Annotated in this window: 14 protein-coding genes; 3 read left to right on the top strand and 11 right to left on the bottom strand. The window is 67.1% G+C overall.

Features of this window, described 5'->3' with window-relative positions; genetic code table 11:
* Positions 1-177: 177 nt before the first annotated feature.
* Together AC5O77_RS11200 and AC5O77_RS11205 are read right to left on the bottom strand one after the other, a co-directional pair.
* On the bottom strand, positions 178-570 hold the full coding sequence (locus AC5O77_RS11200) for a VanZ family protein (protein ID WP_032130419.1): 393 nt from the start codon (positions 568-570) through the stop codon (positions 178-180).
* Positions 567-1,751, bottom strand: a complete 1,185-nt coding sequence (locus AC5O77_RS11205; protein ID WP_293794466.1) for a class I SAM-dependent methyltransferase — start codon at positions 1,749-1,751, stop codon at positions 567-569. Before AC5O77_RS11205 ends, AC5O77_RS11200 begins: the two co-directional genes overlap by 4 nt.
* A gap of 59 nt (positions 1,752-1,810) precedes the next feature.
* Between AC5O77_RS11205 and AC5O77_RS11210 the strand changes: the two genes are divergently transcribed.
* On the top strand, positions 1,811-2,548 hold the full coding sequence (locus tag AC5O77_RS11210; protein ID WP_293794463.1) for a pteridine reductase: 738 nt from the start codon (positions 1,811-1,813) through the stop codon (positions 2,546-2,548).
* Positions 2,549-2,579: 31 nt separating this feature from the next.
* On the opposite strand, the gene folK is transcribed toward AC5O77_RS11210, so the two are convergent.
* Entirely contained in the window at positions 2,580-3,065 is a 486-nt protein-coding gene (gene folK, locus AC5O77_RS11215; RefSeq protein WP_494506817.1) for a 2-amino-4-hydroxy-6-hydroxymethyldihydropteridine diphosphokinase, read from the bottom strand.
* 92 nt (positions 3,066-3,157) lie between these two features.
* On the opposite strand from folK, the gene AC5O77_RS11220 reads away from it, so the two are divergent.
* Positions 3,158-3,901, top strand: a complete 744-nt coding sequence (locus AC5O77_RS11220) for a proteasome-type protease (protein WP_149908680.1) — start codon at positions 3,158-3,160, stop codon at positions 3,899-3,901.
* Positions 3,902-3,976: 75 nt separating this feature from the next.
* On the opposite strand, the gene AC5O77_RS11225 is transcribed toward AC5O77_RS11220, so the two are convergent.
* The 4 genes from AC5O77_RS11225 to AC5O77_RS11240 all read right to left on the bottom strand — a co-directional run bounded on the left by AC5O77_RS11225 (position 3,977) and on the right by AC5O77_RS11240 (position 8,363).
* Complete coding sequence (locus AC5O77_RS11225) at positions 3,977-5,488, bottom strand: hybrid sensor histidine kinase/response regulator (RefSeq protein WP_125893459.1); 1,512 nt, start codon at positions 5,486-5,488, stop codon at positions 3,977-3,979.
* Between the two features lie 4 nt (positions 5,489-5,492).
* Positions 5,493-5,933, bottom strand: coding sequence for a response regulator (locus AC5O77_RS11230; protein ID WP_005411057.1), 441 nt, complete (start codon positions 5,931-5,933; stop codon positions 5,493-5,495).
* Entirely contained in the window at positions 5,930-7,747 is a 1,818-nt protein-coding gene (locus tag AC5O77_RS11235) for a sensor histidine kinase (protein ID WP_032130516.1), read from the bottom strand. The genes AC5O77_RS11230 and AC5O77_RS11235 overlap by 4 nt, the downstream gene beginning before the upstream one ends.
* 232 nt (positions 7,748-7,979) lie before the next feature.
* Positions 7,980-8,363 carry a BON domain-containing protein gene (locus AC5O77_RS11240; RefSeq protein ID WP_478057556.1) on the bottom strand — a complete coding sequence of 128 codons (384 nt, stop codon included), beginning with the start codon at positions 8,361-8,363 and terminating at the stop codon, positions 7,980-7,982.
* A 171-nt stretch (positions 8,364-8,534) separates the two neighbouring features.
* On the opposite strand from AC5O77_RS11240, the gene AC5O77_RS11245 reads away from it, so the two are divergent.
* The gene (locus tag AC5O77_RS11245; RefSeq protein WP_478057557.1) at positions 8,535-9,578 is read left to right on the top strand and encodes an oxidoreductase; all 1,044 of its coding nucleotides are present in this window, start codon (positions 8,535-8,537) and stop codon (positions 9,576-9,578) included.
* 226 nt (positions 9,579-9,804) lie between these two features.
* Here AC5O77_RS11245 and gnd read toward each other — a convergent pair whose 3' ends face one another.
* The 4 genes from gnd to AC5O77_RS11265 form a co-directional block, all read right to left on the bottom strand.
* Positions 9,805-10,710, bottom strand: a complete 906-nt coding sequence (gene gnd, locus AC5O77_RS11250) for a phosphogluconate dehydrogenase (NAD(+)-dependent, decarboxylating) (RefSeq protein WP_006470430.1) — start codon at positions 10,708-10,710, stop codon at positions 9,805-9,807.
* Positions 10,711-10,720: 10 nt separating this feature from the next.
* Positions 10,721-11,959, bottom strand: a complete 1,239-nt coding sequence (locus AC5O77_RS11255) for a hypothetical protein (protein ID WP_478057558.1) — start codon at positions 11,957-11,959, stop codon at positions 10,721-10,723.
* Positions 11,960-11,976: 17 nt separating this feature from the next.
* A complete protein-coding gene (locus tag AC5O77_RS11260) occupies positions 11,977-12,570 on the bottom strand; it encodes a DUF2242 domain-containing protein (RefSeq protein ID WP_494506818.1) in 594 nt (197 codons plus the stop codon).
* Positions 12,571-12,812: 242 nt separating this feature from the next.
* Positions 12,813-14,990 (bottom strand): carboxy terminal-processing peptidase, encoded by a 2,178-nt coding sequence (locus AC5O77_RS11265; RefSeq protein ID WP_032130309.1) that lies wholly within the window; start codon positions 14,988-14,990, stop codon positions 12,813-12,815.
* Positions 14,991-15,244: the final 254 nt, after the last annotated feature.

Below are 15,244 nucleotides of genomic sequence, written 5' to 3' on the forward strand. Positions count from 1 at the left end.
GGTGGGTGCCGACCCTGGTCGGCACCCCGGGCAGCTCATCCACGCGCGGCGATCTACGGATTCCATCCACGCATGGCGTGGATCTACGGATTCCATCCACGCATGGCGTGGATCTACGGATTCCATCCGCGCATGGCGTGGATCTACAGGTGGGTGCCAACCTTGGTTGGCACGCCTTTACCCGCGCCAGCGCAGCAGCAGGTCGCGCATCGGGGTCAGTGCGGTGGCCATGCCGGCCAGCACGCCAATGGTGTTGGCCAGCGCATCCATTGGGTCAGCCATGCGGTTGCTGGTCAGTGCGCCCTGCGCGAACTCGATGCCGATACCCATCAGCACCAGGCCCACGCCCACCCACAGCAGCGGGCGGCCCCGACGGAACAGCTGCACCGCGCTGCCGGCCAGGATGAAATAGGCGAGGAAGTGTTCGCCCTTGTCGCTGTTTTCCGGCAACGGAATCGGCGGTGGTGGGATCAGGCAGACCACGATCACCAGCAGTACTGCCGCCGCCCACAGCGCGGCCCAGAGCCGGGGCCGCCGCAGCGGCTTGATCACCGGCAACGCGTGGCTCACAGGCGCCAGCTCAGGTCACCCAGCTCGAAGGCCGGTTCGAAGTCGACGCCTCGCTGCAGGCCGATGGCCTGGAAGCGCTCGCCCATTTCCGTCGGCAGGGTCAGCTTCTTCACCTGGTCGCGCAGCTGGATGCGGCCGACCTCATCGGTGCGTTCCTCGGCCAGCAGCAGCACCTGGTCCAGGCCGTTGCCAAGCAGGAAACTGGCCTGGCTGCAGTAACCGGCCAGCTCGAAACCGCCGTGCATGCCGGCCTCGGCCATCGCGGTGAAATCCACCGACGCCGTAATGTCCTGCAGGCCCGGCCAACGATGCACGTCGTTGTGCACGTGGTGGCGGTAGAACGCACGCACGGTGCCATCGTCGCGGTCGTGCTGGTAGAACTCACCGCGGTTGTAACCGTAGTCGACGAACAGCATCGCGCCACGCTGCAGGCCACCGGCGACCGCCTGCAGCCAGTACGGCAGCTGCGGCAGCACTTCGGAGCGGTAGCCCTCGGCGAAGGGCTTTTCCAGATAGCGCTCGATGTGGCGTACCGCGCCATTGAGCAGGATGTCGGCCGGCTGCGCGCCGCGGATGAAGTTGCCTTCGGCATCCAGCTCGACGGTTTCCTCGTAGACCTCGCCATCGCGGATCAGGAAGCGCGGGGTCGGCAGCGCGTCGATCACCTCGTTGGCAAACACCACGCCCTCCCAGTCCTCCTCGAACGGGCGGTCGACCCAGTCCACGCGCGCCGCCAGCTCGGCCGGCAGGTTCTGCTGCAGGCGCTGCTGCTGGCGCTCGCGCAGGTCGGCGCTGGGTTCGAGGATGGCGTAGCGCGACGGCAGCGCGTCCAACTCAGCCAGGCGCAGCAGCACCGCTTCGGCGAAGGCGCCGGTACCACCGCCCAGTTCCAGCATCCGCGCCTGCGCACCCAGCTGGGCGAACACCGGCGCCAGCGCATTGGCCACGCTGCCGGCGAACAGGCTGCCGAGCTCGGGCGCGGTGATGAAGTCACCGCTGCCACCGAACTTGCTGGCGCCGGCGCTGTAATAGCCCCAGCCGGGGGTGTACAGGCACAGTTCCATGAAGCGCGAGAACGGCATCGCCCCGCCCTGCGCAAGGATTTCGGCACGCAGGGCGGCGGCCAGCTGGTCGCTGTGGGCCAGGGCATCGGCTTCGGGCAGGGGGAAGGTGGGCTGCATGGCGTCTTCGAATGCGGTGACAATGGTGCACAGGATAGCCGAGCCTTGGAGGACCCTCGATGAGCGACACCCACCCCGTGGTCCTGATCACCGGCAGCGCGCGCCGGATCGGTGCAGCCATCGCCCGCCAGTTCCATGCCTGTGGCTGGTCGGTGGTGCTGCACGCCAACACCTCCAGCGCGGAGCTGCAGCAGGCCGCGTTCGATTTCGACAACGTGCGCCCGGGCAGCGTGCTGGCCCTGCAGGCCGACCTGCGCGACGCCGACGCCCTGGCCGACCTGGTGGAGCAGGCCGTCACCCACTTCGGGCGACTGGATGCACTGGTCAACAACGCCTCCAACTTCTTCCCTACCCCGCTGGGCCAGGTCACTGCCAAGGCGATGGACGAGCTGTATGCGGTCAATGCGCGCGCGCCGCTGCTGCTGTCACAGGCGGCGGCGCCCTACCTGCGCCGCCAGCAGGGCTGCATCGTCAACCTGACCGACCTGCACGGCACCGACCCGATGCGCGACCACATCGCCTACACCATGGCCAAGGCCGCGCTGGAGATGGCCACCCGCTCGCTGGCGCTGGAGCTGGCGCCGAAAGTGCGGGTCAATGCGGTAGCGCCGGGGGCGATCCTGTGGCCGGAACAGGGCAAGGACGATTTCGCCCGCGAGGCGCTGTTGGCACGCACGCCGCTGGCACGGATCGGCACGGTCGAGGAGATCGCCGAGGCGGTCTACTGGCTGGTGGCCGAAGCCAGCTTCGTCACCGGCCACACCCTGCGCGTGGATGGTGGGCGTACGGTCAGTTGAGGTAGTGCCGGCCGCTGGCCGGCAACCTCCGTCATCCGAGGTCCACCACCTCGAACGCCTCGCCAAACTGTCTGTGCGCACGCCACAGCGTTGCCAGGTCCTGCCCGCTGACCGGGTCGATGAAGCCCGGCGCGATGTCCGCCAGCGGCTTCAGCACGAAGGCATGCTTCAGTTCCGGGCGCGGAATGCGCAGGTGGCCGGGGCCTTCCACCATCAGGTCGCCGTAGAACACCACGTCGATGTCCAGGGTCCGGTCGGAGAAGCGCGGCCCGCTGCGATCGCGGCCATGCGCGTCTTCCAGCGCATGCAGCCAGTCGTCCAGTTCCTGCAGCGGCAGATCGGTCTCGATCGCCACCGCATTGTTGAGGAAGGCCGGGCCATCGAAGCCGACCGCGGCAGTACGGTAGGCGGGTGACACCTGCAGTGCGCCAAAGCGCTCGCGCAGGGCCGTCACCGCGGCGTGGAGGTAGCGGCGGGGCTGGACGTTGCTGCCCAGGCTCAGGAGCACGGTGGTCATGCGGTTCAGGTGACGGCACTTGAGGGGGCGTGGACATGCCGTCGTCACGGCGGCCTGCCTACAATCCGGGACGCACATGATAGGGCACCGACATGACCTATTGCGTTGGAATCGAGGTGGACGAAGGCCTTGTCTTCGCTGCCGACACCCGGACCAATGCCTCGCTGGACGATGTGCGCGTGCACCGCAAGCTGCACGTGTTCGAGTACCCCGGCCAGGCAGCCTACGTGCTGATGGCGGCTGGCAACCTGGCCACCACCCAGCTGCTGGTGTCACGCCTGGGGCGCGACGCCGGTGAACGGCGCACGCCCAACCTGCGCGACATGACCCATCTGTTCGAAGCTGCCGAGTACGTCGGCCAGCTGCTGGTGGACAGCCAGGTGCACAGCAGCCACAGCGAGCACGGCCATGACGGGGTCAACACCCAGGCGACGCTGATTTTCGGTGGCCAGATCGCTGGCGAGCGGCCCGGGCTGTACATGATCTACCCGCTCGGCAACGCCATCGCCGCTTCGCCGGAGACGCCCTATCTTCAGATCGGTGAGTCCAAGTACGGCAAGCCCATCCTGGACCGCATCCTCAGCCCGGCCACACACCTGGAGGATGCCGCGCGTACGGCGATCGTCTCGCTGGACTCCACCATCCGTTCCAACCTGTCGGTGGGCCTGCCGATCGATCTGGCGCTGCTGCGCGACGGCGAGCTGCGCATCGGCCAGCAGCTGCGGCTGGGCGCGGATTCGGCGTTGTATGCCGATATTCACCAGAACTGGTCGCGGCGGCTGGAACAGGCAGTGGACGCGCTGCCACGCTTCCCGTGGGAAACCCTGGACCGGTAGTGCCGGCCGCTGGCCGGCAACCGCAGTGATCCCATCGCACGGCGATGCCGGCCAGCGGCCGGCACTACCGCGGCATCAGCCCAGCGCTTCGGCCACCGCGCGGAACACCTGCTGCATCTGCAGCGGCTTACGCAGCACGTGCACTTCCACGCCAGCGGGGAATGCATCGGCCGATACATCCACCGTTGCGTCTTCCAGCACCAGCGCCGGGCCGCGATAGCCCAATACAGCCATCTCGCCCAGCAGCTGGCTGGCCGGCAGCAGCTTGGAACCGGCATCAGCGATCACCAGTGCCGGCAACGCCTCCTGCTGCATCCAGCGCAGCGCCGCCGGACCATCGGATGCCAGCTGCAGCTGATAGCCCTGGCTGGACAGCGCATTACCGAGCAGCGACAGGCGCGTGGCTTCGCCGTCAACCACCAGGATCGACTGGCCACTGCCCAGCGCCACCAGCTGCTCGATCGGCTCGCTGCCATCGATGGCCTCATGCATCGGCAGGCGCAGCTCGAAGCAGGTGCCCTGCCCCGGCTGGCTGTTGACGTGGATGCTGCCACCGGCGCCTTCAACGATGCGCTTGCAGGAAATCAGCCCCAGGCCGGTGCCATCCGCCTTGGTGGTGAAGAACGGATTGAACAGGTGCGACAGCGTGTCCGCATCCATGCCGATGCCTTCATCGGCCACGCAGATCTGCATCCAGTCCACGCCATCGCGCTCGCCGGCATGGCTGGCAGTCAGGCTCAGGCGCCCGCCGTTGGGCATCGCCTGGATCGCGTTGAGCGCCAGGTTCAGCATCACCTGCTGCAGTTCGGTGTAGTTGGCGTCGACCACCAGGCCTTCGTCCTGCACCTGCAACTCCAGGCGCACCGCATCGGGCACGTTGCTGCGCAACAGCAGCGCCACCGCATCGAACAGGCCATCGATCTCGATGCGCTCGCTCGGCTTGCGCGAGCCGCGCACGAACGACAGCATCGATTCGGCCATCTCGTGGCCACGGCGGCCGCACTCGGCGATGACATCGGCCAGGTGGTGCAGCTGCGGATCCTCGGTGCGCGCCTTCAGCAGGTCCGGCATGATCAGCAGCGGCTGCAGGATGTTGCGCAGGTCGTGGCTGAGGCCGGCGGCAAGCAGCGACAGGCTTTCCAGGCGCTGCGCGCGCATCAGTTCGGTTTCCACCCGCGCGCGCTCTATGGCGCTGCGTGCATCGCGGATCGCACGCGCCACCGCCGACGGCAGGCGCGCCGGCAGGTGCTTGATGATGTAATCGTTGGCGCCCTTCTGCAGCGCCGCCACCGCATTCTCCTCACCCATGGTGCCGGAGACGAAGATGAAGGGCACTTCCGGTGAGGTCTCGCGCACGATGCGCAGCGCGTCATCACCGGAGAACCCCGGCATGCTCAGGTCGGACAGCACGATGTCCGGCTGGAACGCGACCAGTGCCTGGCGCAGCTCGGCCTCGCTTTCGACGCGCTCGAAACGGGCCTCCAGGCCCGCGTCGAGCATCTGTTCGGACATCAGCTCGGCATCTTCCGGTGAGTCCTCCACCAGCAGGATGCGCAGCGCCCCCAGGGCGGGACCGGTCAGGGGCATGGGCTCACTCGAGTTCCGGTGCCTGGTTGATCAACGCCCAGAACTTGCCCAGGGTCTGCACCGCGCCGAAGAACTGGTCCACGTCCACCGGCTTGACCACATAGGCGTTCACGCCCATGTCCCAGCTGCGGGCCAGGTCGCTTTCCTCGCGCGAGGACGACAGGATCACCACCGGCAGGCGCTTGAGCTCTTCGTGCTCGCGGATCTGCCGCAGCACTTCCAGGCCATCCATGCGCGGCATCTTGATGTCCAGCAGCAGCACCGCCGGCAGGCCTTCCTCGCGGTTGGCGAAGGCACCACGGCGCAACAGGTAGTCCATCACTTCCACGCCATCCTCGACGTGCACGATGGGGTTGGCCAGACGCGCCTCTTCCAGGGCGTCGATCGCCATTTCGGCATCAGCCGGGCTGTCTTCGGCGAGAAGAATGGTGCGCAGAGTGGTCATGCAGAAGGCCCTTGTTTGTCCGCATCGATCGCGGGAGGCAGGTAGAAGTGGAAGGTGGCGCCGACGTCCGGTTCGGCCTCGGCCCAGATACGGCCGCCATGACGGGTGAGCACGCGGCGCACGCTGGCCAGGCCAATGCCGGTACCCGGGTAGTCGCTGGCCTTGTGCAGGCGCTGGAAGACACCAAACAGCTTGCCGGCGTAGGCCATGTCAAAGCCTGCACCATTGTCGCTGACCGTGAACTGATGACCGCCGTCAGGCTGCGGCTGGTAGTCCACGCGGATCTTCGCTGGTTCGCGGTTGCCCGAGTACTTCACCGCGTTGCCGAGCAGGTTCAGCCAGACCTGGCGGATCATGTTCTCATCGCCCACCACGATCGGCAGCGGCGCGATGCTCCACTCCACGTGGTGCGCATGGCCGCTGTTCTCGGCCTCGGCCTGCAGGTTCGAATCGAGCATGGCGCGGGTATCGGCCACCAGCGACTGCATGTCCACCGCCTGCTGGCGCATTGCCGCGCGGCCCAGCCGCGAGTAGACCAGCAGGTCGTCGATCAGTGCCGCCATGCGCCGCGCCGAACTGGAGATCACCTCCAGGTAATGGCGGCTCTTGTCATCGGCGGCGTCGCCCAGATGGCGCGACAGCTTGTCGGAGAAACCGGCCACGTGGCGCAGTGGTGCACGCAGGTCGTGCGACACCGAGTAGCTGAAGGCTTCCAGTTCCCTGTTGACCTCGGACACCTGCGCAACCTTGCCTTCCAGCTGGCGGTTCAGTTCCTCCACCCGCAGCTGCACGGCACGCTGCACGGTGACGTCGCTGACCGTGAGCAACACCACTTCGTCGTCGGTGTCCGGCAGCGGCATGCGCCGCGCGTTGAGCAGCATGTAGCGCACCATGCCATCGGCGGCGCGCTGTTCATGCTCGAAGTCCCACAGTTCGCGGCCGCGCAACAGCACATCGGACAGTCGCTGGCGCATCACGGGGTCTTTCCATGCACCGTCGCCGACAGTGTCCAGCAACAGGCCATCGGCGCGTTCATCCTGCAGCCCGTACAGCTCGGCGAAGGCAGGGTTGTGCAGCTGCACACGCAGGTCGCGGTCGAGCAGCACGATCGGCTCACGCACGGTCTGCAGCACCGAGGCTGCACGCGCGGCCGAACGCAGCGACTGTCGTTCGGCATGCAGGCGGCGACCGATCTGCCGCTGCAGCAGCCACAGCACCAGGCCAAGCAGCGCCAGCTGGATCACCAGCGAACTCCACGACACCAGCTCGGTCTGCTTGCGCTGGCGTGCGGCCTGCTCGGCGCGCTGTGTCAGCAGCTTCTGCTCGCTCGCCTGCAGTTCCTCCACCAGGCCACGGATCGGATAGCGCGTGCTCAGGTCCTGCACCAGCTCGCGCTGATCACTGTTGGGTTCGGACTTTGCCAGTTCGCGGGCAAGCGCCATGCGCCCTTCCAGCATCGACTCGATACGGCCGATGCGGATCAGCTGCTCAGGATTGTCGCGGGTCATCCGGCCCAGTTCAGCCAGGCGACCGGGAAGGTCATTGGCTTTGGCCATGCGCTCGCGCAGGCCAGGCGCATCCACACCCTTGGACAGGGTCAGCGCAGCCGATTCGACATCGCGTACATCGGCCTGCAGCTGCTGCAGGGCCACACCCACGGCCTGGGTATGATTGACCCAGGCCATCGCATCTTCGCTGTCCTGCTGCAGTTGGCGCAGGGTCAACCACGGCACCACGATGATCGCGGCAGCAGCCAGCGCCAAGGCTGGCAACCGCCAACGGTCCCAGATGTCATCACTGAAAACCAGCGCCATAGTTCCTCGTCAGCACAGCCGCGGAGCGTAGGCCGATACCGGCCCGGCTGCGGCGGAACGGGCAATATAGCGCAGGCGGTCACAACTCTGGAGTTTCCAGCCTGGTTGGCTGAACGGGTTCGGAATCCGGTGCTGTAGAGCCGAGCCCACGCTCGGCTGGAACCCAAAGGCAGCCGAGCATGGGCTCGGCTCTACATAGCAGCGGGCGCCCCACGCGGGGCGCCCACCGGGTTCAGCGCTTGGCGGCCGCGCTGACCTTCAATGCGGCGGCATCGACGCGGGTCACGCCCTTGATGCCCTTGGCGGTGGTGACCGCCTTGTCTTTCTCGGCCTGGGTGGCCACGGCACCGCTCAGGCTGACCACGCCATTCACCGTTTCCACCTTGATTTCGGTGCCCGGGACGTTGCTGCTGGCCAGCAGGTCGGCCTTCACCTTGGTGGTGATCCAGCTGTCGGTCACCGGCTCGTTGGAATCATGGCGGTCGGCGTGGGTGGCCGGATGGGTGCTGGTCGGCGGGCTCTTCGCGGCCGGGTCCTTGGCGAAGGCAGCCGAGGAGGACAGCGCGAAGCCCAGGGTCAGGGCGGAAGCAATCAGCGTGCGGGTGGTATTGCTCATCGTGTCGTACTCCTTCGGAATGTGCTGCCAGTCTGGACAAGCCGCCGTAGAGCAGGCGTGGCGTTGCGGTCATGCCGCTGTGAATCGAGGCGTTTCCAACGGCAACGGTTCAGTTTTGGCCTGTACGCAGGTGTCGTTTAACCTGCCCTTCCCCATTGCCGGAGCCGTCTCATGCGCCCCGACCTGCAACTGGCCCTGATCGGCTACGGCCTCGCCGGCCGCGTCTTCCATGCGCCGCTGATCCAGCACACCCCCGGGCTGGTGCTGCATAGCATCGTCAGTTCGCAGCGCGACACGTTGCTGCGCGCGTTCAGCGACGTGCACGTGCGCGCCACGCCGCAGGAGGTGTTCGACGACCCGGCGGTGGACGCAGTGGTGATCGCCACACCGAACGGACAACACGCACCGCTGGCGATCGCGGCATTGGCCGCGGGCAAGCACGTGCTGGTCGACAAACCGTTCGCGCTGGATGTCGCTGAAGCCGAAGCGGTGCTGGCTGCGGCACGTGATGCCGGACGCATCGCGACCGTGTTCCAGAACCGGCGCTTCGATGCCGACTTCCTCACCCTGCAGGCGCTGCTGGCCAAAGGCACGCTCGGTGACGTGGCCGAGTGCCATGCACACTTTGATCGTTACCGCCCGCAGGTGCGCGACCGCTGGCGCGAGCAGGACGGGCCGGGTAGTGGCCTGTGGTACGACCTCGGCCCGCACCTGCTCGACCAGATGCTGGTGCTGTTCGGCTGGCCCGAGGCGATCGATGCCGATCTGGCCGTGCAGCGCGAAGGCGGCAGCGGCATCGATTACTTCCACGCGGTACTGCACTACCCGCGGCATCGCGCGATCGTGCATGCCGGTTCGCTGGTGGCGGCCCCCACGCCGCACTTCAGTGTGCATGGCAGCCGTGGCAGCTGGATCAAGCATGGGCTGGACGTGCAGGAGGCACAGCTGCGGCGCGGTGTTGCGCCAGGAGCGCCAGGCTGGGGCATCGATCCGCGGCATGGTGAGCTGGTGCACTGCGATGCGGAGGACAATGTGCAGCGCAGTACCGTGGACAACCTGCCGGGCGACTACCGGCGGCTGTATTCGCAGTTCGCGGCGGCGATGCACGGCGATGGCGAGCCGACGGTCAGTGCGGTGCAGGCACTGCAGCTGATGCGGTTGCTGCAGGCCGGCATGGACAGCGCGCGCGAAGGGCGGCGAATCGCGTTGGGGTGATCGGCAGGGCTGCGCCCTGCACCTGCCGAATCAACGGCAACGTCAACGTCAAAAGCGGGCATTCCGTGGATGGCGGGGTGGGTCCGACGGTAGGTGTCGACCTTGGTCGACACATCGACGTGGAAACCATCGGAGACGGCTTTTGTAGAGTCGAGCCATGCTCGACTGGCTTCATGGGGTCGGAGCCCTTCGGCGTTGCCGAAGGGCTCCGACCCCACGGCGGTGCTTACGATTTCTTGATGGCGTGGCCGCCGAACTCGTTGCGCATCGCCGACAACAGGCGGTCGGTGAACGAATTCGATTCGCGCGAGCGCAGGCGTTCCAGCAGCGACAGGGTGATCACCGGTGCCGGTACATCCAGTGCGATCGCTTCGGCAACCGTCCAGCGGCCTTCGCCGGAGTCTTCCACGTACGGTGCAATGCCATCCAACGACGGATTGCGCTTTAGGGCTTCGGTGCTCAGGTCCAGCAGCCACGAGCGCACCACGCTGCCGTGGCGCCACACCTCGGCCACCTGGGCCAGGTCCAGCTCCATTTCCTGCTTGCGCTCCATCAGTGCGAAGCCTTCGGCGTAGGCCTGCATCATTCCGTACTCGATGCCGTTGTGGACCATCTTGGTGAAGTGGCCGGCGCCAGACGGGCCGACACGCGCCCAGCCGCGATCCTCGGCCGGGGCCAGGGTGCGCAGCAGCGGCGCGATCTGCTCGACCACCGAGGCCTCGCCACCGACCATCAGGCTGTAGCCTTCCTGCAGGCCCCACACGCCACCGCTGGTGCCGCAGTCGACATAGCCCAGATCGTCCTCGGCCAGCGCCTTCGCGCGGCGGATCGAGTCCTGGTAGTTGGAGTTGCCGCCATCAATGACGATGTCACCCTCGGCCAGGTGCGGGGTCAGCTGGCCCAGGGTCTGGTCGACGGTTTCGCCGGCCGGCACCATCAGCCACACCACGCGCGGCACCGGCAGCGCGGCAACTGCGGCGGCCAGCGAATCAACCACCTCCAGGCCGGCCTCGGCGGCGCGCTGGCGGGCGCCTTCGCCCGGGTCGTAGCCGACCACGCGGTGGCCGCCGCGATGCAGGCGCTGGGCCATGTTGGCGCCCATGCGGCCGAGGCCGATCATTGCAATATCCATTGTTTCACCTTCAGTTGGGGTCTAGGGTCAGGCTGCCTGGCCTGCCGGTAGCCGCGCAGTGGCGCAGCTGCGCCTCGCGCCAACGCCGGTAGAGCGTGGTATGCAGATTGTGCACCGCCAGGTCGATCGAAAACGGCGTTCGCGGGTTGCGATCGAGCAGGCGGGCGATGTGGTAGCCGATGGGACGTATACCGCGTGGATGCACATAGATCACGAACTGCTGGTAGAACGGATCGTCCAGCAGCTGGTCCATGCGTGCCAGCGTGTCGTGGTAGCGCGGTTCCAGCCGTGCACGAAGGTTGGGATCGCGCTCGAACAGCAGGCGCTCGAAGTAACGCTGGCCGATGCGCGGGATGTCCTGCGCCAGTGCCCACAGTTCGGCATTGCGCTGGTCGTACCAGGCCAGGCCGCCATGCGCAGCCAGTGCCTGCGCGGCGCCCTCGCCCACCTCGACCACGACGAAGTTCTCGGCCTGGTTGCTCAGGTCGTCCAGCGTGCCCTTGTCGTACACGTGCTCGATGAAGCCGGGCACGCCAACGAAGGCCTGCCGCCCCATCGCCGAGGTGCGCACCGCCTTGCCATCGGCGAAGAAATCGCCGGCATGTGCGCCGAGCAGGATGCTGTCGGTATCGTGCAGGGCGAGGAAGGTGCCGATCGACAGTTCATCCGCTGCGAACTCCGTATCGAACGCGGCATCACCATAAAGCTCTCGTTGCGTGGCCAGCTGCGCGACCTGGCGGCCGACCCCGCATTCGGCACGCACGGCACCGCTGTAGAACGCCTCCAGTGCATGACTGTTACCCGCGCTCGGCACGAAGCCACGACCGAAACTGCGTGTGCGCTGCCAGCCTTGCGCGCGTGGGCTCTGCAGGCCGAAGCCGATCCAGCCCAGCTGCGGGCCGGAGAAGCGGAAGGTGGGGTTGTCCTGCAGTGCAGAAGCCGCACGTTGCGTGGCCGCGCCCAGTTCGAAGGCATAGGCGCAGACCGTGGCTGGATCGTCCAGCAACTGTTGCAGCAACGCCTGGCGTGCTGCAGCGGACATTCCGGCCGGCCACCCCACGCGCAGATCGCCTGCCGCCTGTGCTTCAGCCAGCGAGGCACGTGTACACACCGGGCCGCCGTGCACCTGTGGTGCACCGGCCGTGACCTCGTCAAAGCGCCATCCCAGCCGCTGCAGCAGGCCCTGCGTGCAGTCCGGCGTTGCGGACGCAATGCCCAGCGCGGGCATCAGCAGGAGTGCCACACCCATCAACCTGCCGCGCACGATCACCCTTGATCCGTGCTGCGGGCCGGTGCGGGCTCGGGCGGTGCGAGCGCAGGCGGTGCGGGTTTGCCAGCATCCGCCGGTAGATACTGTTGCAGGCGCTGGAAGAAGCGCTGATAGAACCCGGCATCGGTGACCGTACTGCTGGCCACTTTCACCAGCGAATCGTCATTGCTGCCGAACGGCAGCGACACCGAGCCCAATGCACCCACGCCCACGCTGGCCGACGTCGGGCTCTTCTTCAGCGCATAGCGGTCCTGCACCGCGCTGACGAATACCAGCGTCTGGCTGCCACGCGGGGCACACGAGATGCGCAGCACCAGCTGCTCGTGATCATCCTCGCGTGGCTGGAAGTTCTTGTTGCCTTCCACCTGCGCTTCGTCGGAGCGGGCGATGGCGTAGCCCTGGCTGAGCAGGGTGCGCCGCGCGGCCTCGCAGGCGTCACCGGGGCGGCCATCGACGGTACGCGAGAAGGTGTCGCCGGAATCAAAGGATTCGCGCAGCAACGTACTGTCGGCGGCGCGGCCACCACAGGCCGACAGGATCAGGGCGCTGGCGAGCGCCACGGCAGCACTGGAAAGACGGGAGGCCCGCATGGGTACTCCTGCGAGGACGGTACCGCCAAGGGTAGCCCTGCGGCCGTGTGCGGCAGGTTGAAACCGGCGTGACCGAGCCACCCCGTTGCTGCCGGTTCATGCACAGAAAAGGGGACGGAGGGGATTAAGTCGTTTGTGGCACTTCGCTCGCCGGGCATGGCCCGGCGCTACCGTGAACGAGGTCCCCAGACAGAAAGGGGCCGGCAATGCCGGCCCCTCGGGTATCACATGCCGTCGCCGGCTCAGTCCGCCCAGCGACCAGCGCCGGTCGACTGCGGCAGCACCTGCGCCGACAGCGGGCGGTCATTGGCCAGCAGGTTCACCGCATCGGCCAGGATCGAGGCCGACTCGCGCAGCAGCGGGTCCGGACGCTTCTCGGCAGCCTTCTCGCGGGCGGCATCCTTGACGATGTCGCGCTCGTTGCCAGTCAGGCCGTCGTCGTTGCTGTCATCGGCCAGCGGGTCCAGGGCCAGGCCCAGCTCCTTGCGCATCGCCTGGCGCTCCTTGCGCTGGGTGTCCTGGCGCTCACGCTCGGCGCGGCGGGTGGCCTCGTTGAGCGAGATGTACTTCTTCGCGGCCTCGGTGCGGAACTGCTGCACGTCCTCGTTCCACCACTGGAATTCCTTGTCGGCGGCGATGCGCGCGTCATGGCGGGTTTCCAGCTTCGGCAGCAGCGGCGCGAAGTTGCCGTACTGGGTGTGCGGCACGGCAGCGATGCGGGTCCACGGCAGCGCGTTGTCGTAGGTGCTCTCGCCGAACTCGGTGGCATCGACGCTGGCCGGGAACGCCAGGTCCGGCACCACACCCTTGTGCTGGGTGCTGCTGCCGCTGATGCGGAAGAACTGGGCGATGGTCAGCTTCACCTGGCCGAAGCGCTGGGTCTCGCCACTCGGCCAACGGTCCAGGTCGACGATGTTCTGCACGGTGCCCTTGCCGAAGCTGGTCTCACCGATCACCAGGCCACGGCCGTAATCCTGGATGGCACCGGCAAAGATTTCCGAAGCCGAGGCCGAACCGCGGTTGATCAGCACTGCCAGCGGGCCATCCCATGCCACGCCCTGGTTGCGGTCGCTGTTGACGGTGACGCGGCCACCGGACTCGCGCACCTGCACCACCGGGCCCTGCTCGATGAACAGACCGGTCAGTTCAATGGCTTCATCCAGCGAACCACCACCGTTGTTGCGCAGGTCCAGCACCACGCCGTCCAGCTTGTCGTTCTTGAAGCCGGCCAGCAGCTTGGCCACGTCGCGGGTGGCCGAGGCGTAGTCGGCCGCGTTGCGGCGACGGCCTTCGAAGTCCTGGTAGAAGGTCGGCAGCTTGATCACGCCGACCTTGCGCGCCGGCTCGCCATTGGCGGCCGGAATGGTCATGGTCTCGCCCTTGGCGGCCTGTTCGGCCAGGCGCACCTTCTGGCGGGTCAGCACCAGGGTGTGGTGCTTGCCGTCGGCGCCCTCAGCAGCCGGGATGAACTCCAGCTTGACCTGGGTATCCTTGGCGCCGCGGATCTTGGCCACGACGTCGTCGATGCGCCAGCCGATCACGTCCTCGACCAGGCCGGACTTGCCCTGGCCGACGCCGACGATACGGTCACCCGGCTTCAGCGTGCCATCCACTGCGGCAGGGCCACCGGCGATGATCTCGCGGATCACCACCACGTCGTCCTGGCGCTGCAGCTGCGCACCAATGCCTTCCAGCGACAGCGACATCGCCTGGTTGAAGTTCTCGGCGGTGCGCGGCGTGAAGTAATCCGTGTGCGGGTCAACGGCGCTGGTGTACGAGTTCATGAAGAACTGGAAGACGTCTTCGCCCTTCAGTTCATTGACCGACTTCTCCAGCGTCGCGTAGCGCTTGTCCAGCGTCTTGCGGATGTCGTCCGGCTTCTTGCCGGCCAGCTTCAGGCGCAGCCAGTCGTTCTTGACCGACTTGCGCCACAGCTCATCCAGTTCAGCGCTGCTGGCCGCCCACGGCACCTTCTTGCGGTCGTATTCGAAACGCTCGTCGGTGGTGAAGTCCGGCTCCTGCTTGAGCAGCTTGCGCGCATAGGCCACGCGTTCGCCGACGCGCTGCTTGTAGACCGCGAACACCTGGAACGCCGGCTCCAGCTCGCCGCCACGGATGGCCGAGGAAATGTTGGCTTCGAACGGCGCGAAGCGCGCCACGTCGGCCTGGGTGAAGTACTGCTTGCCGCCGTCCAGCGTCTCCAGGTAGCGCTTGAACACGTCCTTGGAGGTGGCCTCGTCCAGCGCACGCGGGCGGTACGCGTAGCGGCTGTCGGACAGCAGGCCGTACACCAGCTTGGAGGTGGTCACCTGATCGGCGGTTGCCGCAGCGGGCAATGCCGGCGAATCGGCCTTGGCCGCCAGCGCCAGCGGCGCGACCAGCGCCAGGGCCATCAGGAATGCGGGGGCTTTGAATTTCATTGACGTGCTCGAAGGCGCCTTGCCAAGGGGGAGACTGCGGGGTGTTAAGACACCACGACAGTGCCGAAAGTTGCCGGGTTTGTCACCCGGCCGCGCTCGGTGGAAAACCAGCCTAGCGGGGCCGGTGTAGCAAATTGTGAATGGCTGAAGAGCGGCGCACCCAGCGGCGCCGTCTGTCCGGTTGCAGAGGGCATGGGGTTGCAAGCCCCCTGAGTCAGGGGGCGGCCGCGAAGCGGCGGGGGTGTGGGTGGTGG

This window comes from Stenotrophomonas sp. INTA L402-1 (genome assembly GCF_059295135.1).